This is a genomic window from Bremerella sp. P1 (genome assembly GCF_028748185.1).
Lineage (GTDB): Bacteria > Planctomycetota > Planctomycetia > Pirellulales > Pirellulaceae > Bremerella.
The window spans coordinates 5,310,145-5,333,571 of sequence record NZ_CP118164.1 but is presented as its reverse complement, the minus strand read 5'-3'; the positions used below and the strand labels follow the sequence as shown (position 1 = coordinate 5,333,571).

Genomic DNA, 23,427 nt, shown 5'->3' with positions numbered 1-23,427 from the left:
ACGTTTACGGAAGGTCCCTACAGCCTATCTGCCTGACCGAAGCAGCTCAAATAAAAACGGCCTCTCCGATAAGAGAGGCCGCTTGAATTTCGTATTCGCGCTGAAATCGAGAATTATTCTTCGTCGAACTTGTATTCGATCTTCAGCACTTCCAGTTGGTACGATCCCTTGGGTGCAGGGATATCGACCACGTCGCCGACCTTCTTGCCAATCAGTTGTTGAGCCATCGGGCTGTCGATGAGAATCTTGTTGTTCATGAAGTCTTCTTCGCCAGCACCGACGAGCGAGTACACTTCTTCCTCGTCCATATCGACGTCGCGGACGGTAACCGTAGCAAAGAAGCCTACCTTGGAAGTATCGATCGACGAAGGGTCGATGATGTGTGCTTTGCCCAACTTCGACTTCAAGAGATTGATCTTGGCTTGGATCATCCCCTGCGTCTCGCGCGAGCCGTGGTACTCGGCATTTTCCTTAAGGTCCCCTTCAGCGCGAGCGTTAGCAACCTTTTCGGTGATGGCAGGCATTTCTACCTCTTCCAAATGGTGCAATTCGGCTCGCAGCTTTTCGTAACCCTTCCGGGACATGGGCATTCGATCGGCCATGCTCGACATGTCAGGAACTCCCTCAATGGAAAAAAAAACGCGACCTGGGTCAGGCCGCATGACGTTCTGAGTTGGTTTGTTACTTTTATTGTTATTGAAAGATGAGGGGTTTGTAAAGCCAGCTTCTTTAGGGAGCTAGCTGTTTCACCAAAACCGTGAAAAAAGTCACAAGATCACTCGGTTCCAGGGATATAGAGAAACGCCCCACACGACGAACAAAACACGGGTTTACCCAGCTTCAAGTCGCTGACCGTTTGAATTCGCAGCTGGACATTGCACTGGGTACAGTAGTTATTGACCACCGCCGCCAACGCTTCTTCGCCCCGGGTTTTAACGACCCGTTTGTAGTCGTCTCGAACTTCTGGCGGGATGTCTTTCTCGACCCCTTCAAGAAGTTCCAGCACGCGTGCAATTTCCGACTCCAGCCCAGTTCGTTCTTGCTCAACTTCGGCTTCGATCTTCGCCTGATCTGCTTGGGCTGATTCGACTCCCTTGCCCGCTTCGGCCAGTTTGACTTCCAACTGATCGACTTTTTCCAAAGCTTCGAGGATCTCGTCGGACATGACACTATTGGCCATCTGAGCCGCCGCGATCTGTTCTTTGAAAATCTGGAACTCGTCGTTCGTCTTGGCCGCGTTTAGCTTACCCTCGATCGCCTCGATCTTGCTTTCGCTTTCACGCAATTGAAGCTGCTTGCGATCTGCCGTCATTTTGGTGCTTTGAATCGACTCTTTGACCTCGGCGACGGTCTGCTCAGCAGCCGCGACGCGATTACGAGCAGCATTCACGCGAATCGGACATCGAGCCAGACGACTCCTCAGGTCGCTCAATTGGCGATGGATTCGGTGAAGTTCCTGCAGAACTTCGCTGTACGGTCGCTCGGACATAAGTTATCCACTCGGCAGTGATGGGTTTTCAATAATCCAAATAATGTAGCAGTAGCGTCGGTTTTAGCACACGCCACCACTTCATTTTACCCCACTAGGCAAACAAAAAAGCCCGGGCCTGAGGACAGGCTCCGGGCTTTCCAGGTTCACACTTTCCACAATGAATTCAATTAAGCCGCATCGGCCGTATGCAGGAAGCCGGCCAATTGCTGGCTGCGAACTGGATGTTGCAGCTTACGAACCGCCTTGGCTTCAATCTGACGGACACGCTCGCGGGTGACCTTGAAAATACGCCCGACTTCTTCCAGCGTGTAGGTGTAACCGTCCTGCAAGCCATATCGCAACTTGATGATTTCGCGTTCGCGATAGGTCAACGTCTTCAGCAGACCGCCAATCTTATCTCGCAAGATTTCGTTGGAAGCCTTGCGGATGGGGGTCTCTTCGTGACCATCTTCGATGAACTCGCCGAACGAGCTGTCTTCGCTTTCACCGATTGGACGATCCAGGCTGACCGGATGACGGCCGATGTCCATCACGCGGCGAACTTCTTCGACCGGGATTTCGCTGCGACGCGAAATTTCTTCCATGGTCGGTTCTCGGCGTAGTTCCTGAAGCAGACGTTTCTGCACGTTACGAAGCTTCGATAGCACGTCGATCATGTGTACCGGGATACGAATCGTACGAGCCTGATCGGCGATCGCACGGGTGATGGCCTGACGAATCCACCAGGTGGCGTACGTCGAGAACTTAAAGCCGCGGCGGTACTCGTACTTATCTACAGCACGCATCAGGCCGGTGTTGCCTTCTTGAATTAAATCCAGAAAGCTCAAACCACGGTTGCGATACTTCTTAGCAATCGAAACGACCAGCCGCAGGTTACCGCTGGACAGTTCGCGCTTGACGCCTTCGTATTGATCGAATTGCTTACGAAACTTGTCGCAACGGGTCCGCAGGCTGCGTGGGCTTTCCAGCGTCAGCAGCATCAGGTCGCGAAGTTCTTTTCGCAGATTTGCTCGCTCGTCCTTGGCTGCCGGCATGTCGCGGATGAGTTCCAGACGTGCGCGAATTTCTTCCATACGATCGGCGAAGTCTTCCAGCTGGCTCATCACGGGAATCACCCGGCGTGTTCGCAGCGAAAGCTCTTCGACCAGTTGCAGACACTTTTGACGGCGACGAATGAATCGCTTGCGAGCAGCCAGGCGTTCGTCACGTGGCGTGCTCTTGCGAAGCAGACGTTGGAAGTCGCGGCGATTTTCTTCCAACATCACCCGCAGCGTCTTCAGGTTATGCGGCATGCGTCCCTGAATTTGTTCCTTGGTCAGGTTTTCCGTCAGCGAAACCTTGATGGTGCGATCGAACGGCAGCTCACCACGGTGCACCTTTTCCAGGATTTCCACCGTGTGACGCAAAGCAAAGTCGCAACCCAGCACCAGGCGGCGGAACTGCTTACGGGTTATTTCGATCTTCTTGGCCAGGGCGATTTCTTCGGTGCGAGAAAGCAGCGGAATCGAAGCCATTTGCGACAGGTACATCCGAATCGGATCGTCGCTGCTCTTAGTGATTTCTTCGGAAGCGAAGGTTTCGGAGCCGCCATCTTCGTCCAGGGCTTCTGCAAATTCGCGAGCAGAGGGGGCCTTGGTTGCCGGGGCGTCGTCAAAATCGTCTTCCGGAGGATCGGTAACCAACTCGATGCCGCGGTTTTCGAGCTCGGTCAGCAGAGAGTCTAGCTTTTCGCTTCCGCTGGCTTCATCCGGGAGATAGTTGTTGACTTCATCGTACGTCAACCAACCTTGCGACTTGCCTTTTTCCAGAAGTACGGCCAATTCTTGATCGGCAAATTCCATAGTGAAGACCTCCTTGCCTTCCCATAAAATTCTCTTTGGTCATTTTCGCCTGCGATCGGAATGCGGGTCATACCAATCGGGGCGACGTCAAGTGGTATCCTCTACCCATCCGTGGGAAAGGAAATACCCTGGCGATTTCTTTTTTGCTCGACGATCTGTTTCAGGAGGTCGAGCTCCTCCTCAGGGGAAACCTGTTTCTGTTGCATCGAGGCGACCTGTTGTCCTTCGAAGCGATCTTCATGACGCGTTCGATAGGCAGCGACGATGCGTTTGAGTTCTTCGTCGGGCTCGCCAAATCCTCGCGACGCGGCCGACTCATCGAGTTCGATCAATAAGAACCGTAATGATTCATTCTCGATCGAATCTAAAATCCCGGGGAAGCCACAATCCTCGTGGGCATCGTTACGGGACTTAATGACTTGGTAAATGGCTTTCGCCCCTTCGCTGATCAGCTCGTCTGGGCCGATCTCGTCGAGACACCACTCAATCGTTTCCGGCAGAGCCAACATCAACTCGAGCAGCGTGCGATCCCAGTTGTCGAGATCACCAATGCGATACATCTTCTGTGTCACAACCGGCACTTCATCATACGAAACTGGTCGCTGCTGCTTGGTGCTTGAGGCCTTTCGCAGGGACGACAACCGTGTACGAAGTTCCGACTCGGCCACTTGAAATTGACGGGCAATTCGGGCCAGGAACTGATGCTCGCGAAGTCGTACTTCCGACGACGTTTCCGCGGCCAGGTTCGGCGCCTTTGCCAGCGTATTGAGTACGTCTTCCAGGGCATCGTTGGCCCCGTGAAGATCGTTGGCCAGATCGATCCCGGCCGTGGAAATGCGAATCTTATGTTCCAAGGCGTCGAGCGATTTGGCCAAATGAGCACGAAACGCTTCGGCACCCTGCTGCTGGACGAAGTCACACGGATCGAGCTTTTCAGGCAGCGTGCAAATACGCAGGTCGACCTGCTGAGCAATGAACAATTCCAGAACTTCGCTGGTTCGTTTCTGGCCAGCATCGTCGCCGTCGAGCACGAGGTAAACCGTGTCGGCATAGCGACGCAACAGCTGAATATGGCGCGGACCAAGTGCAGTCCCCAGCACGGCCACCGCGTTCTTTACGCCAGCTTCGTGCAAGGCAATCACATCGGTGTATCCTTCGACGACGATCACCTTCTTGCTGTTGGTGATGTGGTCGCGAGCCATGTCCAATGCGTAGACGTTGTCGCTCTTGGAGAAGAGTCTTGTTTCGGGTGAATTGACGTACTTGGCCGACTTCTCATCGGCATAGGCCGGCAAAATTCGTCCACCAAACGCGATCGGGCGGCTTTGAACGTCGCGGATCGGGAAGATCACGCGGCCCTTGAAGCGATCGTACATACGACCGCCTTGCGACTGACCAATCAGCCCGACCTTTTCCAGCACGGCCTGGGTGTATTCGCTTTGATTCGACTTGTTGCAGAGCCACTGCCAATCGTTGGGCGAGAAACCGATATGAAAGCGGTGAATGGCTTCCTTGGTCATTCCGCGATCGTGCAGATAACGGCGTGCTTCGTCGGCGATCGGATCGTTCAACAGCAGTTCGTGGAACAACCGTTCTGCCCAGGCCAACGCATTGTATTGGTACTTTTTGTCGTCCGGACTGCCAGCCGGGGCGACCGGTCCATGAGAAGGCAGGGCGATATTGGCTCGTTCAGCTAATAGTTCAAGAGCTTCTCGAAACTCGATCGACTCGCGACGCATGACGAAGCTAAAGACGTCGCCACCGATACCGCAAACCCAGCATCGCCACGATTGGCGCTGCGGATTGACCTGAAAGCTTGGGCGACTGTCGTCGTGCCAGGGGCACAAAGCGACGTAGCCACGCCCTTGCCGTCTCAGATTCAGGTATCCACCCAAGACATCTACGATGTCCGAGGCGGCTCGCACCTGTTCTTTTACGTCATTGTCTGGGGGAAAAGCCAACCTTTGGACTTCCTTCCAGGGTTTTGCGGGAACCCTATGCCCGAGAAATGTCGGCGTGATTGCGTCTTCCTTGCGATCACCACTCAGCCCGAGTTCGACATTCTGGGCCGTGCCTTCCGTAGCACGTGGAAGCAATTTAGTCCATTTCCCAATTTTAGGTCAAGTTCGCATTGACGCCTGCCGACAACCTTTTGGTTTCACGCTAGCAGATATCTTTTACAATATCGATTTTGGGACTTTTTGCGTAGTAGTTTCGCCGAATTGAAAAGACACAATCTGCGATCTTTTCCCCGTTAAAACGAGGGAAACCGAGTTATTATCAAGTGCGAAGTCCAAAGTTTTTTCGAGAGGACACCATTCTCTCTCGCGAAGAAATCTGAATACTTCAACCGGAAATCTCTCTCGAAAAAATCGTAAACAGAATTCAGAGCTGCAACTTGGCTTCCCGCTTTTTTCCTCCTGCCGAACAAGCCGATGAAAACGACCTGGTCATGGTGGGTGGTCGCCTCTCCTCGGAATGGCTTTTAGACGCCTATCGTCACGGGATATTCCCCTGGCCAATGTGGGGCGATTGGATGCCGATGACATGGTTCTCGCTAGATCCGCGAGCCATTATGCCGTTGGATGGACTCTATGTGAGCAAGCGACTGAAGCGAACCATCCGTAGCGGAAAGTTTCAGGTGACCTGCGACACGGCCTTTCGCGATGTTATGGAAGGATGCTCGAAACCACGGCATAAGAAAGATGGCACGTGGATCACGTCTGCCATGCTGAAGGCCTACTGCAAACTGCACGAGGAAGGCCATGCCCACAGTGTTGAGGTGTGGCACGAAGGGGAATTGGCCGGCGGTATCTACGGCGTTGCGATTGGAGGGCTATTCGCCGGAGAGTCGATGTTTCACACTGTCCGAGATGCGTCGAAGATCGCCTTGGCGGCGCTCGTTTCCCACTTGAATCAACGCGGATACAAGCTATTCGATATTCAACAGTGGACCGAACATACCGGCAGCATGGGGGCGATCGAAATCTCGCGGAGCGATTACCTAACGCTTCTTGAGAACGTGGTCGATCTTCCTGTGACCTTTGGCGATCAGCTCTGCGAAATCAAGTATTTCGGTTCGTCCCTAGCCGACTAACTTCTTTCGCAGCAGATCCAGGCCTTGCTTGGCCATCCGCGGCCCCCAGATTTCTGGATGCCCCGCCAGGCCGCTGCTGATCGACTCGACGCCATCTTTCGTGGCCAAGGCAACATAGTACTGGTCGGCCGAGTCGGCTTTGACCAGCGTTCCCAATGCCAAGCCATAGGTGGCATTGCCGACACTGCGTGCTTGAACCGCCGCTTTCTCGACGCTCTCTTTGCTGACCAATTCAACCGGCATCTCGATTGTGCCACCAAGATAAGCCTTGCGATCGGTGTCGACGGCCCCAAGCCAGAACGCCAAGAGCCCAGACGTCGAGGATTCGACGGTTGCCAGTGTCTCGCCGCGAGCTAACAAGTCGCGAATCACGACGTCCTGTAGCTCTTGCTCCCCTTCACCAAATACCAGCTCGCCAACAGCCTCATGGACCTGCTTAACCGTGTCCGCGATCGCCTCTTCACATTGCTGGGACGTTTGCCCCGAGGCCGTAATTCGCAGCGAAATCGTGGCCTGATGCACAGTGATGCCGACGCGTGGCTCTCTTCCTCGCTTGATCAGGTCGGGTAGCAAGGCTTCCATGTGGCTTTCGCCAACGCCAAAGCATTTCACGACATGGTGTCGGATGATTTTCTTAGCGGCTCCCTTGCCGGAAAGCGACGGGACCACGGTTTCGGCCCACATTTCCTTCATCTCGGCTGGCACGCCCGGCAACGCGATAAAGCGAGAATGATGCAGCCCTACGCTGTAATCGAGATCAATCCCGGGTGCTGTTCCGTTAGGATTGTGGATGATTCGACTGCCTGCTGGGAACATGGCCTGAATCTGGTTTTTTGGCGGCATCTCACGTCCTCGCATGCTGAACCGCCGCTGAATATGTTCCAGGCTCTGGTTATCGAGTTCCAGCTTGGTACTGGTCGCATTGGCGAGTGCCTGACGGGTCAGGTCATCATCAGTGGGCCCCAAGCCTCCAGTCGAGATCACCAGGTTTGCCCGGGCCAAGGCGTTCTTAATGACCTGAATGTTGGCCTCTAGATCATCTCCAACCGTCGTGTGAAACAGGACTTCAATTCCGAGTGCCTCCAGTTGCTGACTGAGCCACTGGGTATTGGTATCTAAACGCTGACCACTGGTTAATTCATCTCCGATAGCCACTATCTCTGCGATCATTCCGCGTCTTTTCCTTCTAAGGTGCACTCGCGATATGGAGCTTTCTCTGCTTCTTACGATAACGGAAGCTTGCCACTTCGACACGACCCCGAAACTTTACCAAGCCGCCAAGGTACTTCTATTCCTCATGACTTGATGTGTGAAACCGCGAATCCATTCAACGGCTTAACCCATATACGAATATCGCAAACCTGGCCTGCCGATCTCACCTAGGGGGGATGACCCCACACCGACTCTCCCCACGCCCTACTTGTCGCCGACTCCGGTAAATTTCGGATTAGGAATGCCTTCGAACGCCCCATCACCTTCGACTACCGCCATCTTTCGCGAAGCTTCTCAGGAAGCGCGAAACTTGGTGAACCAGCTCGTTGCTCAATGCGGCGAAAGCCTGGATTGGGTGGATGACTTACGTCAACTGCAGCTTGGGTATCTCGACAAAAGTTCCCAGAAAGGGGAGAGAGAATGTCAGGCAGGTTGCTCGGGGTGCTGCTTGTCGGCTCAAGTCGACGTCACAGGTATTGAGGCGATCGCTGTCAGCGACTACTTGCGCACATGTGTCGATCGGCCAACCCTCAGCCAAATCCAATCTCGCTTGGAACGTAGCACGCAGCGTCGAATTGATCAGATGCGGGGGACCGCCCGGCAACTGCCGCTGGCCTGTTCGATGCTGGGAAATGACGGTCGCTGTACGGTTTATCCCGTTCGGCCAATTATTTGTTCTGGTGTCTTTTCCACCGACCGCGACGCCTGTCTCGATGCCGAACAGACGGCCAAAGTGGGAGATTTTTCCAGCACCATCCCTTTGGACAATGACGCAATCCAGGCCACAGGTGGGATTTCGGGGACGCTACAGCGAATCCTCGTCGAACACGGTTTGGACGGCAATTTGTACGAATTCAACTCAGCCGTCCTCGCTGCCATTACAGAAAAAAACAGTCTGAATCGATTCCTGGCCGGTGAAGATCTGTTTCGAGACGCAATCTGCACCGACCCGCACTCTCCCCCCAGAAAACAGGCCGTTGGTCGACCTCACTTTCTTAAGTCGCGAGCTGCCAAACGAGCATGATCGGCTCGGTTTAACCCCTTATCCCAGGTTGCCAAAGGGAAATCGTTGCTGGTACCGTAGGGGAATCGTCGCGACGTTGTTTGCGCGCAAGGAGCGATCCACTGCTGCTGGGCGACAACGGAGCATTTTCGGGGCAACCTACTTGGGAACGATCGATCTATGGAATTCACCGCTGGCTTTGAGCACTTCGTTCGCACGGATGAGGCGTTAGCTCCCTACACTTGGCTGAAACTGGGTGGCAGCGCCGAATATTTCGCAGAACCCACGACCCTTGACGAGTTGGCTGCCCTTGTTAAACGTTGTCGCGAGAGCGAGATTCCCGCACGGGTCCTGGGCGGCGGAGCGAACCTGTTGGTCCACGATGAAGGGGTGCCTGGTCTGGTGATTCTGCTCAGCCACCCAACTTTCAGCGGAATCACGATTGACGGCAATCGCATGACGGCCGGCGGTGGTACCAAACTATCGCATGCCGTAAGTACCGCTGTGGGCGGGGGATTGGCAGGCCTGGAAGCCCTGGCCGGAATCCCTGGCACCATCGGCGGGGCGCTGCATGGCAATGCCGGCGCGAACGGCGTGGATGTCGGGCAATGCGTCGTGGAAGCCACCGTCATGACGAGATCGGGCGAAGTTCAGACGCGAACCGCCCAGGATCTGCAATTCACTTACCGACAAAGCAGCCTCGATGAACTTGTCATCCTGAGTGCCGTTTTCGAGTTGGAACCGGCTGACTCGCAAGAGCTGACGCGCCGGATGCAAAAATTCTGGATCGTCCAGAAGGCAACCCAGCCAGGTGGCGCGGATAACGTCGGATACTTGTTTTTTGACCCGCCAGGCCTTTCGGCAAGTTCGTTGATTGAGCAATCAGGCCTCAAAGGCACAAAAGTTGGTGGAGCCGAGATTTGCGCAGAACACGCCAACTTCGTCATTGCAGGTGAAGACGCAACCACCAACGATGTCATTCGACTGGCCGAATTGGTACAAAGCCGAGTGAAAGAGGTTACTGGCATGGATCTTAAGTGCCAGCTGACCATTTGGTAGCACGAAACTGCCAGCACTCCAAAGTGCCCTCACAGGGGCTACTTTGGAGGCGTTTCTTCCTTAGATCAAGATTCCCGAATCGCTGGTCAAGTTGCCTGACTTGACCAGCCGATCTGATTTAAATGGGCAAGTCTTGAAATCCATAAAAGCGTGTGGAAACGCGTTTATTGGAATCGAAAGATTCATTATGCTCTTCGAGTCGTAGCGGCGGATCTCGCCGTCAGCCAAGGATTGGCCAACTTTCACAAGGATGCTTCCATTGGGTCGCAGCACTCAAACCCCGTCGGGTTTGCTGGGCTTGGGTACACCAGCCGGGCGACAGCTATTGCTGTGCGTCGTCATCGTTGCAGCATTCTTGCTGTTGATGATCGCCGGATGGAATCATTACGCGGAACAGTTCGCCGCTCGCGAGGAATTCCTGCTTTCACCGCGCGAGATCGTTATCAGCCCGCCGCCAGGGTGGATTCAATCGGACGTCTTGATCGATTCGGTGGAACAGGCCGATCTTCCTGATCAACTCGATCTACGCGACCGGGAACTGACCAATAAGGTCGCAGCAGCAATCTCAGCACACGCCTGGGTTCGCAGCGTCCACAAAGTCGTGAAGCAATACCCGGCGAAAGTCCTTGTCGAAGTCGAATACCGCCGACCGGTTGCGATGGTCGAAGTAGAATTCGTTGATGAAGGTGCCGTTCGCCGGGGACTGATTCCGGTCGACGTTGAAGGAACGGTCCTTCCGCCCGGCGACTTCTCACGAATCCAAGCCAACGATCGCTATCCACGAATTCAGATTGATCTCAAGCGACCGATGGTCGAGGCCGGCATGAAGTGGGACAACCCACGCGTTGCCGAAGCGGCACTGATTGCGGCCGAACTGCTCCCGCACTGGAGCGACCTCAAGCTGAATCGAATCATCTTAAAGGAAGATTCAGGACAGCACTACGAACTGGAACTTACAGATCAAACACGGATCATCTGGGGAAGTCCGCCTGGCAAAGAGTTGCCACAAGAGACGATCGCCAAACACAAAGTCCAGGTCATGCTACAGAAAGCGGCGGAATCGGCTCTTTCAAGTCACGAAGCACAGCCATCGCTCGACCTGCGAACTGCCGGCCGAGCGGTAACCGGGCTGAATCCGTTGCACCGATAGTTAATCGACTACACGGTTCTCCCTGTATCTGACGAATTGAACATTTCGGTGTCCGATGTCGGCATCATAGGGGGAGTTGGCCAACGCTGATCCAGCGTGATTTCTGAGCGACGTATTGAAACACAATCCGGTGCTTCAATCCCGATTCTTACTGTCTTACCGGTGACTCTTAGCACGGTCACGGTGATTCCGTTGCCGATTTCGATCTTCTCACCGACTCGGCGGCTTAGAACTAACATAGCGTCCTTGCCTCATACTGAGTGTTGCTGCGAAGCTACGCGCCTACTTAAGGTGCCATTGCCTCATTTCGCCGGTTCCGTGCAGCGAAGTAGTCTTGTAGCGGAGGATAAAAGAAGAGGAGGTGAAGCGTAGAAGCTTCATCACTGAGTATAGGAATCTAGCTACAGATCGCGGGCAAGAAAATTAGGGAAATCCGCAATTTCGTTACAAATAGTCAATGTTTTTGCGGTGGGGCTATTGACATAAGCAGCCATAAATAATTAGCCGCCAGGTATCTGATTTAGCGTGTAATAAAGCACGTCGTGCCACAGTGGTTCGCCATTTTTCTCACGAATGCCTGGGAAATGGATCTCGTGAATATGCCCTTCGTTCAACTCGTCGAGCGTGATCGTTACGGACAAGTTGTCCGGTGCCACTTCCACCTTCTTGATCGCTGGCTTGGCATGATCCACTTCGGGGCTGCCATAGCTCGACTGATATATATAGGTGTAGGTATCGACATTAATCGCGTCGGCTTTCTTCGCCGATTCAGGATCGATCGGCTTTGTGAAATGGATGGTAAAACCATCCGGAGTGGCTTTCACATCGAGAAGGTCAAACGGCGTCACGCCAGTCCAGTTGATACGTTCCAATGAGAAGGGCTTGTTACCCCGCGAGCCCCAGCCTCGGTTCGTTCCGCCAACAAACAGATTCCCGTCTTCGGTCATCCAAAGGGGCAACGTACCGGAACCAATACCTTCCAGGAAAGGAATGCAGGCCCCCTGGTATCGGCCATTCACTTCCTCGAGGACCACACGCATGACCGTGCTGAAGGATTGATCGCCTACGAGCATTTGTCCAGCGAAAGGTCCGAACTTGCCTTCGGATCGATCATAGTCGACGCCACTGGCCGATTTACCCATCTTGTTGTAGGGAAACAGCACGGCTGCCGGCATGTACTCAGGGATCTTCTTGGCTTCGATATGGAAGCGGCTGTTGCTTTCTGGATCTGGCGGACGCTTGCCCATGTTAGGCGCCAACTTGTACCAATCGTTGCCGCCTGGATGACCGACGAAGTGGCCAGGAACCAGATGCTTCAATCCGCTCGTACCATTCCAGGGGCCCTGGTTGTCGGTGTAGAAGACATCGCCGGCAGCGTTCATGCCGATTCCGCCAGGGCTACGAACACCACTGACCGTGGGCGTCGTCGTTCCGTCTTCGTTCACTCGCAAGCACCATCCGCGGAAGGGAACCTGGCTCGAAAACGAACCGGTCAGGCAAAGCGTTACCCAAATATTCCCTTCCTTATCAAACCGCGAACCGAATGCGTATTCGTGGTAGTCGCCGGAGACACCCCAACCATCGGATACAACTTCAAACTCGTCCGCTTCCCCATCGCCGTCGGTGTCTCGAATACGTGATACATCGCACCGCTGCGTGACGTAAAGCCAGCCGTCGCGGTAAGCGAGCCCGAGCACTTCGTGCAGCCCATGTGCATATCGCTTGAAGCTCGTGTCTGTTTCCGGCGAACTCGCCTTAGGATTCGAGACCATGTAGATTTCGCCACGGCGCGTGGCAACGGCCAGTTTGCCATCGGGCATCATCTCCATCGCGCCGACTTCCAACACAACGCCTTCGGGGATGGGCAACGGCGTAATCTGGTAATACTTCTCTTGCTCGTTCTCCTGAGCACTCGCCGCAACGGCTGAGAAGAGCGTGATTAAAAGCGTGGTGGTATATCGAAACATCGGCTAATGCCTTCTATGCGTACGAATGAACGATTATGAATCTACGGGAAGGGCTTACCAAACGTACTTCAGTTGGAAGGTCGCCGGTTGAGCACCGCTGGGAACCTCGACCAGCAGGTCATTCTGCTCTGGTCGAACGGTCGCTTTGGCTCCGATAACTTGGAGCTTGAGACCTTCCCCAATCTGATACCAGCCATCTTCCAGTGCATGAATTCCGCCGCCAGCTAAGGCTCGCAGTACCAATGGCTTTTCGGTGGATGGTCCTTCAACCGTGATCTCACGAACCAGGGATGGGAACTCATTCACCTTTTCGGCTTTGATCGCGTCCGAAATGGTTTGTTCCCCGAAACGATAGCGGAATGTCGGATTGTTAACTTCATCAAGCCGGTAACCCAGGAACTGATAACCCGCTTCTTTTCCGCTTTCACCCGGCCATTTGGCGGACGGGTCGTCCAGGATGGCGAACGGAGCTCCGCCTGGAAGCTGAACGACGTTATCGCCGAGTGGACCCTGGAACCCTTGACCGCGACCAGTCCAATGACGCGATGCGTCCATGAACGCACCCTGCCAGATGAGGGCCAAGTTCAAATCATTAGCATCAAACGCAATGTTAGCCTTCTCGGGGAAACCAATGCCAATTGCCCGGCTGCCGGCACCCTGAATGAAATTGCGATAGATGACGGCCTTTCGCCAAGCCACCAATTCGATCGGCTGCTCGCCAACACCAAATGGCTTGGACGCTTTTTCCTGATCACTCAGATAAATCCAGATCGCCTCGATCTGTTGATCGGCGTCACCACTGAGGATACTTCGCATGACCGATTTACCATTGGGCCACGCGGTCGGCATGCGGGTTCCTTTGCGGAATCGCGGTGGATCTTTCACATAGGCTAAGAACCAGTCGTGATTCAGCCGCCGCGTCATGAGGGTCATATCGATCCCTTGAACGCCCGAGGCCTTCTCGCCGGCGAAGGTATGGCATTTGATGCAACCGAACACCTTGTCGCCTACCATGTGCCGACCGGTCGCCTTGATACGTCCTTCGGTCTCTGGAATTTCAATTGGCGGATGCTCTGGGAGCGTATCTTGGCTTGCAAAGAGGTCTTTCAACTGCTCTACGTTTTGACCACCGAAGTTCGGCATCACGGTCTTCATGTAAGGACGATCCTTGGCCCCTTCGCGCAATACCTTGGCCATCCAGTTCTCGGTGAGTTTCGCCCCGACACCATCAAGCGTAGGCGGAATGCGTCCCTCGTCTCCCATCTCGGCCTGAGTCGTATGAAAGTACGAATTCAGATCGGCATTAACACCGCCAATTGCATCTCGCTGGTGACAGGCATAGCAGTTGAAGGTCGCCAGGTGACGACGAACACGCTGCTCTGGCTCCCAGGCAGCAACATTCGGCTCTTGGCGACGCTTGATAGCCGAAGCCAGGCTTTGGCGTTGCCCTTCGGTTAGCTTGTAGTCAGGAGCTTTTCCAGGCGATGCGGACAAGCAACCTTGGGTCGTATCAAGATCGGCCAAGCTAGGCCCACGTAATGCCGAGCCGTCTGGCTTAATATCACCGGCGCTATGGCAATTAGCACATCCAAGTGAGGCAAACTGAACTCGCCCCTTCTCGACTTTCTGTGGATCAACCTGAAACTGGTCCGACTCATCTTCCGACGTCGACTTCTTATCACTGATAAAAACAAAATCCGAAACGTACGCGTTGCGCATTCCGTTGGGGCCGTCCATCAACACATCGAATTCGGCCTGACCACCTCCCTCGAAGTATTCAACACGCAATTCGTGCATACCTGGCTCAAGCTTGATTTTGCCCGAGCGGCGGGTCTTGGGATGAATACCATCGTTGATGACGACCTGCTTGCCGTCGATTTCCAAACGACTTCCATCGTCAGAAGCAAGATGGAACGTGTAGTCCCCCTTCTGTGCAATATTCAGGAATCCTTCAAACACGAAAGCAAAATTGTCCGCTTGCTTCGCCAGGCCAATATCGAACGACATGGCCTCGCCGGTCTCTTTCGGCTTTAGTTTGGAAAAGTCCGGCAGCTTGCTGAAATTTCCTTCGTAGTACGTGTACTGCAAGTTCGCAGGGACGTCGACGTCCAAATCCTGTAGCAGGTACTGCGCGAGCTTCGTTGCCTGATCCATGTCGAGACGAAGCGCCGGCATGCGGCCCGAGGCACGAACCTTGAGTGGGTCCTGCAGAAATGCTGCCAGCGACGGAACCGAGTACTTGGCTTCCAAAGTACCAAGCGGCTTCAAGTGAGCCGCCTCAGAGGGGCTTCCTTCACGAGGGCCATGACAGGCAACACAGCCGATTTCGTGGTACAGCTTCTTGCCTTCATTGATCTCGCGGGAACGCTTTCGCGACTCCTGTAATCTTCCTGTGGAAGCCAGGAAATGAGCCAGGTTTTCAATTGCGTCGGTTCGCTCTGCCTGAGGAAGACTTCCCAGCACGTCTGGCATCGTCGCACCTTGTTTAAGCTGGTGCGGATCTTTCAGGTACTCAAGCAAATACTCGGGACGCACTCGGTTGCCGACCAGCGATAGATCGGGAGCGGCCTTGGCAGTGAGGTTGCCGAGCTTCGCATCCGACTGCTGGTGACAAGCGACGCAATTCAGTTCACTCCACAGAATCTCGCCACCGGCAGCATCGGCCGATTGGCTATGAAACTGCTGATATCCAGGAATGATGGGACCCGACTGCGCCCAAAGAGGACCGACACTGACGACCGCGAACATCCATGCGGCCATGCTAGTCCAGCGAAACAAGCTCATCATGCGTGTTGCCAATTGTGGAAAAATATGGAAGGCGAGTATCTGTCGTGCATGGGAAGGAGAATAAGGCACCACAGAAAGAAAGGTTACGGGCCTATTTCATCGCGAGCCAACTCACGTGTCAACTAAGCCGTTGTATTTTTTTGCGTCGGCTACCAAAGATTACAATGCGGTTGAACCATTTTTCGTCGCATTTAACCAATAAGTGGAGAGACGAAACTTAGTGAGTTGTCTTTTTCTGAGCGCGATCTGCCAACGCGTCGAGTTCCTCGCGAAGCGACTCTAAAGTTGCTGGCAGCGATGGGTCTGTAAGGTCGACCTGATCGTCATCTAACTCGCGTAGCGTTTTGACGGCAGAGGTCACTCCAAAATTGGCGGCCATGCCCAAAAGCTTGTGGGCCGCAAAGGCAAACTGCTTAGGATCGCCCGACTCTTTCGCAGCAATCAGTTCGGCAAATTGCTGCTGGTAGTGCTCGCAGTAGACGAGCATCAATTTCGTGCGAAGCTCCTCGGGATAAGAAGCGAGAGGATCGTGGTCCACTACTTCCTCTGGCCGCGGTTCAACCGTCGTGCTGACTTCCGGGTCTTCTTCAGGTACGTCGCCCGGCATCACTAACTGCAGAACGGATCGAAGCCCCTCCAGCGTTACCGGCTTGGTCAGGAAACCGTCCATGCCAGCGGCTTCTGTTTTCTCACGAAATTCGTCCGTCGCATGGGCCGTCAAAGCAATCACGGTGGGGCGAGGCCGATCCGATGCGAGGCATCGTTCGATCAACTTTTGGAAGAAGTCGAAACCACTGCCATCGGGCAATTCCAGGTCGAGCAAAATGATCTCAGGCCACTTCTCGTCGAGCTTATCAAACCCATCGGCAATCGAAACGGCAAATCGATGGGGTACCGCCAGCTCGTCGAGCATGGATCCCACGACAAGGCGGTTCGCCTCAACGTCTTCGACTACCAACACGTTGGCTTTCGAGAGCGACAACATGACTTCCGCCGGGGCAGACTTATCATGACGCCACTGATCGGTCATTTCGATTTCGTTGAATGACTTCTGGAATGGTACTTCCAGGATGAACGTCGTGCCGGAACCAAGTTGGCTAACCACTCGCATCCGACCGTTCATCGCTTCTACCAGGCGGTAGGCGATGCTCAGCCCAAGACCGGCTCCGCCGTGCTTATCACGATCACGTTCGGCTTGCTTAAATGGTTCAAAGATCGATTTCTGATCTTCAAGCGAGATGCCCGGACCGGTGTCGGTCACCGTAAGATTCACCAATACTTCGTGTGCATGGTGTCGCTGCACATCGGCCTCGACAAGCACTTTGCCTTCGGTCGTGAACTTCAAAGCATTCTGAATTAGATTCACCAGCACCTGCCGCAGGCGGTTTTCGTCTCCCAACACCCACAAGTCCAGGTCATCGGATACCGTCAGTCGCAATTCCAGACCTCGCTGCTTGGCCTGGTGCGTGAACATCTCCACGACCTTTGCCAAAGTCTGCTTGGGATTTAGCGGATCTTGCCTAAGCTTGAAGTCTGAATTGACCTCCAACTTCGACATGTCCAAAAGATCGGTCAGTAACCCCATCAGTGACTGAGCGGAATCATGAATGGTGTTGAGGAGATTTTTCTGGTTGTCGACCAGACGTCCGCGAAGCAGCACTTCCGACAACCCCAGGATGGCATTCATCGGAGTCCGCAGTTCGTGACTCATCTTCGCCAAGAAGCGCGTCTTTTCCTGATTGGCTGCCTCCGCAGAATCCCTGGCAGTTTCCAGAGCGTGGGCATTCTCACGCAGGCTCGTAACCATCCGCTGAATCTGGCTGACGGCTGGTCGAAAGATAAAGAGTCCTTCGAACAAGAGCACGATCAGGGTTATCAGTAACAGTCCTCGTTCTACCTGCTTCAAACTTGCGACGCGACTCTCGGCCTCTTGATCGTACGAGTAGACGATCTGATCCATTCCCGCCAGAAAGTCTTTCTCGTTGGCCAGAATGATATCGAGCGAAGGGGTAATGTCCTGATCGTCTTGTTCCTCGGCTTTGGCAGAAAGAATGGTTGCCGCTGCCTGACGAATCGCTTGAAAACTTGGTTCTAACTCGGCGTATAACTCGGTAACCGTATCGCTGTTTTTGCCTGGCAACCCGAGTTCTTCGTTGCCCCTCTGAAGCCCTTGGTGGCAGGTCTCCCACAGCTCAAGAGACTCACGAAGATCTTTTCGGGCCTCCGCTTTTTGGTAAGGGTTGTCGCTGGTGTGAATTTGCAACGCCAGCTTGGTTATCTTTTGGCTCAACATACGCTGACGGCCAGCGATGTTGATCACGGTCGAGTCACTGAGTTGCTGTTCTAAGCTTCGCTGAACGAGAAACTGTCCCCAGATTGTAAGCAGGGCCACAGCACTCAGCGCGAGCACATACAGAATGGTCAACCGATTGGCAGAGGACCTTGCGGTGGGAATGCCTGTTCCCGGATCGGTCATGAAATTAAACCGTGCTCACGAACTCTTCGATCGCCAGCCCAAGATAGTGAATCTTCTTACGGAGACTTGTACGCGTAATCCCAAGCATACGGGCCGCCTTCGCCTGATTACCAGACGTCTTCCGAAGAATAATCGTCAGAACGTGACGTTCCATCTCCATAACCGAATCGGCGTAGAGATCGTTGGAGCCCGCCTCCATCTTCTCCATGATGAAATCCTCCCAGTCGCAGACATGCGAGGAAAGCACCTTTGTTTCTAAACTGTCGTTGTTGCGAGGCATGTCCCGCAAGGCATTTCGCAGATAATCACCCGCGATGACGGTCCCGCGCGATTCAATGAGTGCTCGGCGAAGCACGCTTCGCAGTTCGGCAACATTACCCGGCCAAGGGTAGTCGGACAAAAGCCGTAACGCTTCTGGCGACGTGCGGACCGCCCCCGATTGGGCAATGCGTTCCACTCGGCAGAACTGCCCGACGAAGTGGTCCACCAACTTCGGTAGGTCAGCACCACGTTCTCGCAGGGGAGGAATGCGGATCATGAACGCGTTCAGCAGATAGAACAGGTCATGCCGAATCACCCCTTCGGCAGTCAGCCGTTCAGCGTTCCTGCTGGAGGTAAAAATAAGCGTTGTATTGACCTGAACCGGCTCGTGCCCACCGACCCGTTCGAAGGTTTTGTCCTGGATAAAGCGAACCAACTTGCTCTGTAAAAGTTGGGGAATCGCCGAAATCTCTTCCAGCAAAATCGTGCCGCCGTGGCATTGCTCGATCTTGCCGATACGTCGATCGCCAACCCCAGCCAGACCACTGGGCTCGTGCCCGAAGAGTTCACTTTCCAGCCACTCAGCATTAAAGTCGCTGCAGACAACCTTCATGAAGGGGCGATCTTTACGACGCCCATGTTGGTAAATCGCTCGGGCGACCAACTCTTTCCCTGTGCCAATCTCTCCTTCGATCAGTACTGGGACATCGTGTGCGGCAGCACGTCCAATCGATTTGTAAACTTCCTGCATCTCCAGACATTGGCCAATCAGGTGATCGGCACCGTCAATCATAGGATCGACCTGCGAAGGCAATTGAACCGGCATCAGCATGAGCCGGCGGCTTTCGAGCGCCTGTTGCGTCTTTTCGGCAACCTTCTCCAACTGGAGAGGCTTGGCAAGGAAATCGAACGCCCCTTGCTTCATGGCTTCAATAGCCAAGTCGCTTGAACTTCGTGAAGTCACAAAGAGAACCGGCAATCGGGCATCGATTCGGTTGATACGCCCCAAAATCTGCAGACCTTCCCCGTCGGGAAGGAGATGATCGAGAATAAGCACGTCGGGACGAAATTGCACCAGTTGTTGAAGACCGGTCGTTCCCGTCTCCGCGTGCTGGACGCGAATATCTTCCTGGCTTAATGCGGTGCTAACCACGGTCGCCACGCTGGGATCGTCATCAATCACCAAGACACGGCGTTCACGTTTCGTCCCGAGATAGTTATGCGTTGTCAATTTGTTGCAGCATCAAATGTAAATAGAGAGGTTCCGCCCATCCAACTCAGCAGCTACCTCAGTTGCATGCAACTCATGTACCAGCGGCATTAGTGATCACCACAGGCACATCTCATCTACTTTCTGACAAACAACTTACGAAACGCACATTTGTGCCGCCAATGTATAATTTCCCGCAGTGCCCAATTTCTTACGCGATGCGTGCGACCTTTTTAAGCACGAAAAAAGGGATGGCGAACTGATCGCCATCCCTTTCAAGAGTCATCTCTAAATTTATTCCGAATTCTTAGAATCGCAGGGTGTACTGCGTCCAGAAGAAGTCAGCATCTCCATCGAACACGCCTGGGTTCAGAGCGTTCTGATCTTGGAAGTACGTTCCGGTGAAGAAGTGCGAGTAACCAAAGATAATGTCCGAACGTGGAGTCAGTTGGCACTTGGCGAGGAAGTCGATTTCCTGACCCAAGTAACGCGAACCGGCTGCCGTGGTGCCCGGATATGGATTGTTGGTCACCGTGTACGGCACGTCATTCGTATCTTGGCGATTGAACAAGTGGTACCAGGCGATCAGGGTCCACGAATCGCAAGGCTTGGCCGTCACCTGGACGTTGAAGTCCTCGATGTTGTTACGAGCAAACAAGTCCATCCAACCCAGGTAAGCATGTCCCAGTGGGAACAGTTGGTTGAAACCGTTGCGAGGAATTGCGTCGCCAGAAGCCCAGTCGTAGTAGACCATGACTTTTGGGCTCCAGCACACTTCTTTGAACTGGTGACCGAAACCAAGCGTGAAGAATCCAGCGTTGTGATCGTTGTTCTGGAATTCGCCAAACTGATAAGCACCTTCCAGATCATAGATGATCGAGTGCTTTTCACCATTCACGCGACTCCCAACGGTTTGGTAACGGAAAGGTCCGGCGGCGTTATTGGTGTTGTTTTCGTAACCCAACCAGTACAGGTCGATATTGCCGAGTTCGCTCTTTTTGTAGGTCATCCAGAGGCCGTAGAACGATTGGTCTTGGTTTTCCGAATCCCAATCGTACAGGCTCTTTTTCAGAGGACGCGTCAGGAAAGCATCGATATCCCACGCATCACCGCGATAATAAGCCTTGAGACCGTCGAAGCGACGACGAATGTTCGACCAGTCCAGAGGTGAAACGAGTCGCTGGCTGCCGTAAAGCAGTTCCTGACGACCAACGCGCCCGTACCAGGCACCATTGCAGGTTTCCAACAACTTCCCATCGATGAAGAAGTTGTTCATTTCCCAGTAGTTTTCGTCGATCGGTCGAGGCGGAGCGGTTTCAAATTCGCTCACAGCGTGCAGCATTTCTGCGTAAACGCGAACGTTTTCGTTGACTTCGTAGTTGGCGAAAACGCGCAGACGGTGCAGCAGGAAGTCATCGTCGACGCCATTGAGAAATGGCTTCATATTCTGTTCGTGATGATATCGAGCACGATATTCACCACCGATGTCCAAAGCACCGCAATCGCCAACACATAGCCGCTTCAGGCCTTCGCCCAACAAGCAACCGTCGTAGCACGGATCGCATAGATAGGTGAAGTCGTTGTCGAAGTAGAGCGGCTTGTAGGCTCCGGCCGCCTTCTTGTTCAGCTCGGCGACCTTCTTCTTGTCGCAGCAAGGGGCACCAGACATTTCCATCGTCGTCGCTTCCGAATATTCGACGTTGGAAGAACTGGTCGCAATCGGTACCGCCGGAATCGTCATGTCGGAAGGCGAAATCGCCTCGTCCGAGACACGCGTTACCGGTGCATTCTCAAGAAGTGCCGATTGAGGCGGCACCAGGTCTTGAGCCTGTAGTACGAGTGGTGTGGCCCCACCAAAGCAAACTGCAAACGCAGTGAGCCATGAGGTCATTGAATGGGTCATGGGTCGTTGTTCCTTCAACGAGGGTTCAATCCGCAGGTCAGTCCGTTTCGTGGGGTATTGCACATGTTCGTCCTCTTTATTCGCGGTTCTTCAGGGGATTTGGGCAGGATGATGGAAATACGTTCCTTTGGTGGTGGGGTTGAGCATCCTGTGTCCGCAGGTGGCACCAGAATGACCGCGCGCCAGATGTGTCCGCGCAATTAATGCGCTCCATGGATGCTGCACCTGCTAACTGGGTTTGCAGGGTTGCGCGGTCATTTTATTCCCTGCAGCCAAACACCTGAAACACATAACTCTTGTCATATCAGCATGTTACGAAGTGGCCATTTTATTTTGGCACACCCATTGCGTTTCTACACGGTGCCGCGTCAGCCAGGGTGCCGTGCGCATCAATGCCGCTCATTGCACCATTGTTAAAATCCTCGCCCCCTCCTTTACTCCGAAACACTTGTAGGAATCGAGCATGAACTGGACCGGACTTTGGAATCGCAACGCACTCGCAGCCGGACTGCTCGCAGTCGCTTTATTGGTAGGCTGCTCCGAATCGAAACCGACTGGCCCTAGCCTGGACGAATTAGATCTCAGTGCCCTCGCGGCCACCGTCGAACCCGAGGCTGGCACGTCGGAAGATGCCCCCAAAACGACTGAACCTGAAATGGTGGCCACGGTTGCCGCCCCAGAAAAGAACAACCTGAAGCTGGGCTTTATCAAGTTAACCGACTGTGCCCCGCTGGTAATCGCGAAAGAGAAAGGTTTCTTCGCCGATGAAGGCCTGCAAGTTGATGTGGAAGCCCAGCCAAACTGGAAGACGCTGCTGGACCGCGTGATCAACGGTGAATTGGACGGAGCTCACATGCTGTCGGGCCAGCCAATCGCTGCCACCATCGGCATCGGAACCGAGGCCCACATCATTACTGCGTTCACCATGGACTTGAATGGAAACGGCATCACCGTATCGAACAACATCTGGCAAAAGATGCAGGAGAACGATGCGAAGCTGAAGAGCCCGACCCCACCTCACCCGATTTCGGCCGATTCGCTTCGCCCCGTGGTCGACGAATACAAAGCCAGCGGCACGCCGCTGAAGATGGGTATGGTCTTCCCCGTTTCGACGCATAACTACGAACTGCGTTACTGGCTCGCCGCCTCTGGCATCCACCCTGGCATGTACACCGAAACCGACACGGTTGGCGAAACGAATGCTGACGTTCTGCTTTCGGTCACGCCGCCACCGATGATGCCTACCGTCTTGGAAGCCGGCAACATCCAAGGCTACTGCGTCGGTGAACCTTGGAACCAGCAAGCAGTCGCCAAGGGGATCGGTGTTCCGGTTACTACCAACTACGACGTCTGGAAGAACAACCCAGAAAAGGTGTTTGGCGTTACCAAGCGTTGGAACGACGAAAACCCCAACACCCACATCGCCGTGGTCAAAGCTTTGATCCGTGCCGGCAAGTGGTTGGATGAAACAGACGAGAGTGGCAAGCTGGTCAATCGCGAGGAGGCCTGCCGCATCCTGGCCAAGCCAAATTACGTGGGTGCTGACTACGACGTCATCAAAAATTCGATGACCGGCTTCTTCTACTTCCAGAAGTCGGACAAGCGTCCGATGCCCGACTTCAATGTCTTCTTTAAGTACCACTGCACGTATCCGTGGTACAGCGACGGCGTCTGGTTCCTGACGCAAATGCGACGCTGGGGACAGATTACCGAACCGAAGTCGGCCGAGTGGTACGACGAAACGGCCAAGAAGATCTATCGTCCTGACATCTATCGCAAAGCTGCGGCAACCTTAGTGGCTGCGGGTCAGATGACCGAAGACGAAATCCCGGCCAAAGACACCGACGGCTACAAGCCGCCGACGGAAAAGGGTGACTTCATCGACGGGGTCGTTTACGACGGCCACGATCCGATTGGTTATCTCAATTCCCACTCTATTGGTAACAAAGATAACTAACCGCGTAGTGGG

16 protein-coding genes are annotated in these 23,427 nt (G+C 54.0%); 5 read left to right on the top strand and 11 right to left on the bottom strand.

The genetic code is table 11. From position 1 onward, the window contains the following. Positions 1 to 113: 113 nt before the first annotated feature. From greA to dnaG, 4 genes are all read right to left on the bottom strand, one after another. Positions 114 to 602, bottom strand: a complete 489-nt coding sequence (gene greA, locus PSR63_RS22175; RefSeq protein WP_338000679.1) for a transcription elongation factor GreA — start codon at positions 600 to 602, stop codon at positions 114 to 116. Positions 603 to 775: 173 nt separating this feature from the next. Beyond that, complete coding sequence (locus tag PSR63_RS22170; RefSeq protein WP_274327857.1) at positions 776 to 1,489, bottom strand: zinc ribbon domain-containing protein; 714 nt, start codon at positions 1,487 to 1,489, stop codon at positions 776 to 778. Between the two features lie 170 nt (positions 1,490 to 1,659). Further along, positions 1,660 to 3,333: a sigma-70 family RNA polymerase sigma factor gene (locus PSR63_RS22165; RefSeq protein ID WP_274327856.1), complete on the bottom strand. Its 1,674-nt coding sequence runs from the start codon at positions 3,331 to 3,333 to the stop codon at positions 1,660 to 1,662. 101 nt (positions 3,334 to 3,434) lie between these two features. Beyond that, a complete protein-coding gene (gene dnaG / locus PSR63_RS22160) occupies positions 3,435 to 5,429 on the bottom strand; it encodes a DNA primase (protein WP_274327855.1) in 1,995 nt (664 codons plus the stop codon). A 302-nt stretch (positions 5,430 to 5,731) separates the two neighbouring features. Between dnaG and aat the strand changes: the two genes are divergently transcribed. Then, positions 5,732 to 6,430 carry a leucyl/phenylalanyl-tRNA--protein transferase gene (aat, locus tag PSR63_RS22155; RefSeq protein WP_274327854.1) on the top strand — a complete coding sequence of 233 codons (699 nt, stop codon included), beginning with the start codon at positions 5,732 to 5,734 and terminating at the stop codon, positions 6,428 to 6,430. Here aat and PSR63_RS22150 read toward each other — a convergent pair. Beyond that, positions 6,419 to 7,600: a CinA family nicotinamide mononucleotide deamidase-related protein gene (locus tag PSR63_RS22150; protein WP_274327853.1), complete on the bottom strand. Its 1,182-nt coding sequence runs from the start codon at positions 7,598 to 7,600 to the stop codon at positions 6,419 to 6,421. The genes aat and PSR63_RS22150 overlap by 12 nt on opposite strands. A 283-nt stretch (positions 7,601 to 7,883) precedes the next feature. Between PSR63_RS22150 and PSR63_RS22145 the strand changes: the two genes are divergently transcribed. From PSR63_RS22145 to PSR63_RS22135, 3 genes are all read left to right on the top strand, one after another. Next, entirely contained in the window at positions 7,884 to 8,666 is a 783-nt protein-coding gene (locus tag PSR63_RS22145) for a YkgJ family cysteine cluster protein (RefSeq protein ID WP_274327852.1), read from the top strand. A 159-nt stretch (positions 8,667 to 8,825) separates the two neighbouring features. Further along, entirely contained in the window at positions 8,826 to 9,704 is an 879-nt protein-coding gene (murB, locus tag PSR63_RS22140) for a UDP-N-acetylmuramate dehydrogenase (RefSeq protein WP_274327851.1), read from the top strand. Positions 9,705 to 9,963: 259 nt separating this feature from the next. Continuing rightward, complete coding sequence (locus tag PSR63_RS22135) at positions 9,964 to 10,854, top strand: cell division protein FtsQ/DivIB (RefSeq protein ID WP_274327850.1); 891 nt, start codon at positions 9,964 to 9,966, stop codon at positions 10,852 to 10,854. A gap of 8 nt (positions 10,855 to 10,862) precedes the next feature. Here the strand turns inward: PSR63_RS22135 and PSR63_RS22130 are convergent, their stop codons facing one another. The 6 genes from PSR63_RS22130 to PSR63_RS22105 all read right to left on the bottom strand — a co-directional run bounded on the left by PSR63_RS22130 (position 10,863) and on the right by PSR63_RS22105 (position 21,458). Continuing rightward, positions 10,863 to 11,093 (bottom strand): carbon storage regulator, encoded by a 231-nt coding sequence (locus PSR63_RS22130; RefSeq protein WP_274327849.1) that lies wholly within the window; start codon positions 11,091 to 11,093, stop codon positions 10,863 to 10,865. 261 nt (positions 11,094 to 11,354) lie between these two features. Next, positions 11,355 to 12,821 (bottom strand): DUF7133 domain-containing protein, encoded by a 1,467-nt coding sequence (locus tag PSR63_RS22125; protein WP_274327848.1) that lies wholly within the window; start codon positions 12,819 to 12,821, stop codon positions 11,355 to 11,357. Positions 12,822 to 12,875: 54 nt separating this feature from the next. Next, a complete protein-coding gene (locus tag PSR63_RS22120) occupies positions 12,876 to 15,608 on the bottom strand; it encodes a c-type cytochrome (RefSeq protein ID WP_274327847.1) in 2,733 nt (910 codons plus the stop codon). Positions 15,609 to 15,825: 217 nt separating this feature from the next. After that, positions 15,826 to 18,084, bottom strand: a complete 2,259-nt coding sequence (locus tag PSR63_RS22115) for an ATP-binding protein (protein WP_274327846.1) — start codon at positions 18,082 to 18,084, stop codon at positions 15,826 to 15,828. 4 nt (positions 18,085 to 18,088) lie between these two features. After that, the gene (locus PSR63_RS22110; RefSeq protein WP_274327845.1) at positions 18,089 to 19,576 is read right to left on the bottom strand and encodes a sigma-54-dependent transcriptional regulator; all 1,488 of its coding nucleotides are present in this window, start codon (positions 19,574 to 19,576) and stop codon (positions 18,089 to 18,091) included. Between the two features lie 286 nt (positions 19,577 to 19,862). After that, entirely contained in the window at positions 19,863 to 21,458 is a 1,596-nt protein-coding gene (locus tag PSR63_RS22105) for an alginate export family protein (RefSeq protein ID WP_274327844.1), read from the bottom strand. Between the two features lie 463 nt (positions 21,459 to 21,921). Here PSR63_RS22105 and PSR63_RS22100 point away from each other — a divergent pair, with 463 nt between their 5' ends. After that, positions 21,922 to 23,415: a CmpA/NrtA family ABC transporter substrate-binding protein gene (locus PSR63_RS22100; RefSeq protein WP_274327843.1), complete on the top strand. Its 1,494-nt coding sequence runs from the start codon at positions 21,922 to 21,924 to the stop codon at positions 23,413 to 23,415. The last annotated feature ends 12 nt before the right edge of the window (positions 23,416 to 23,427 follow it).

What these genes read in the sequence shown, in the direction of transcription:
- PSR63_RS22120 (WP_274327847.1), bottom strand. Translation starts at nt 15,608, where the DNA reads ATGATGAGCTTGTTTCGCTGGACTAGCATGGCCGCATGGATGTTCGCG.
- greA (WP_338000679.1), bottom strand. Translation starts at nt 602, where the DNA reads ATGGCCGATCGAATGCCCATGTCCCGGAAGGGTTACGAAAAGCTGCGA.
- PSR63_RS22100 (WP_274327843.1), top strand. Translation starts at nt 21,922, where the DNA reads ATGAACTGGACCGGACTTTGGAATCGCAACGCACTCGCAGCCGGACTG.
- PSR63_RS22125 (WP_274327848.1), bottom strand. Translation starts at nt 12,821, where the DNA reads ATGTTTCGATATACCACCACGCTTTTAATCACGCTCTTCTCAGCCGTT.
- murB (WP_274327851.1), top strand. Translation starts at nt 8,826, where the DNA reads ATGGAATTCACCGCTGGCTTTGAGCACTTCGTTCGCACGGATGAGGCG.
- PSR63_RS22165 (WP_274327856.1), bottom strand. Translation starts at nt 3,333, where the DNA reads ATGGAATTTGCCGATCAAGAATTGGCCGTACTTCTGGAAAAAGGCAAG.
- PSR63_RS22130 (WP_274327849.1), bottom strand. Translation starts at nt 11,093, where the DNA reads ATGTTAGTTCTAAGCCGCCGAGTCGGTGAGAAGATCGAAATCGGCAAC.
- PSR63_RS22170 (WP_274327857.1), bottom strand. Translation starts at nt 1,489, where the DNA reads ATGTCCGAGCGACCGTACAGCGAAGTTCTGCAGGAACTTCACCGAATC.
- PSR63_RS22145 (WP_274327852.1), top strand. Translation starts at nt 7,884, where the DNA reads ATGCCTTCGAACGCCCCATCACCTTCGACTACCGCCATCTTTCGCGAA.
- PSR63_RS22105 (WP_274327844.1), bottom strand. Translation starts at nt 21,458, where the DNA reads ATGACCCATTCAATGACCTCATGGCTCACTGCGTTTGCAGTTTGCTTT.
- PSR63_RS22115 (WP_274327846.1), bottom strand. Translation starts at nt 18,084, where the DNA reads ATGACCGATCCGGGAACAGGCATTCCCACCGCAAGGTCCTCTGCCAAT.
- PSR63_RS22150 (WP_274327853.1), bottom strand. Translation starts at nt 7,600, where the DNA reads ATGATCGCAGAGATAGTGGCTATCGGAGATGAATTAACCAGTGGTCAG.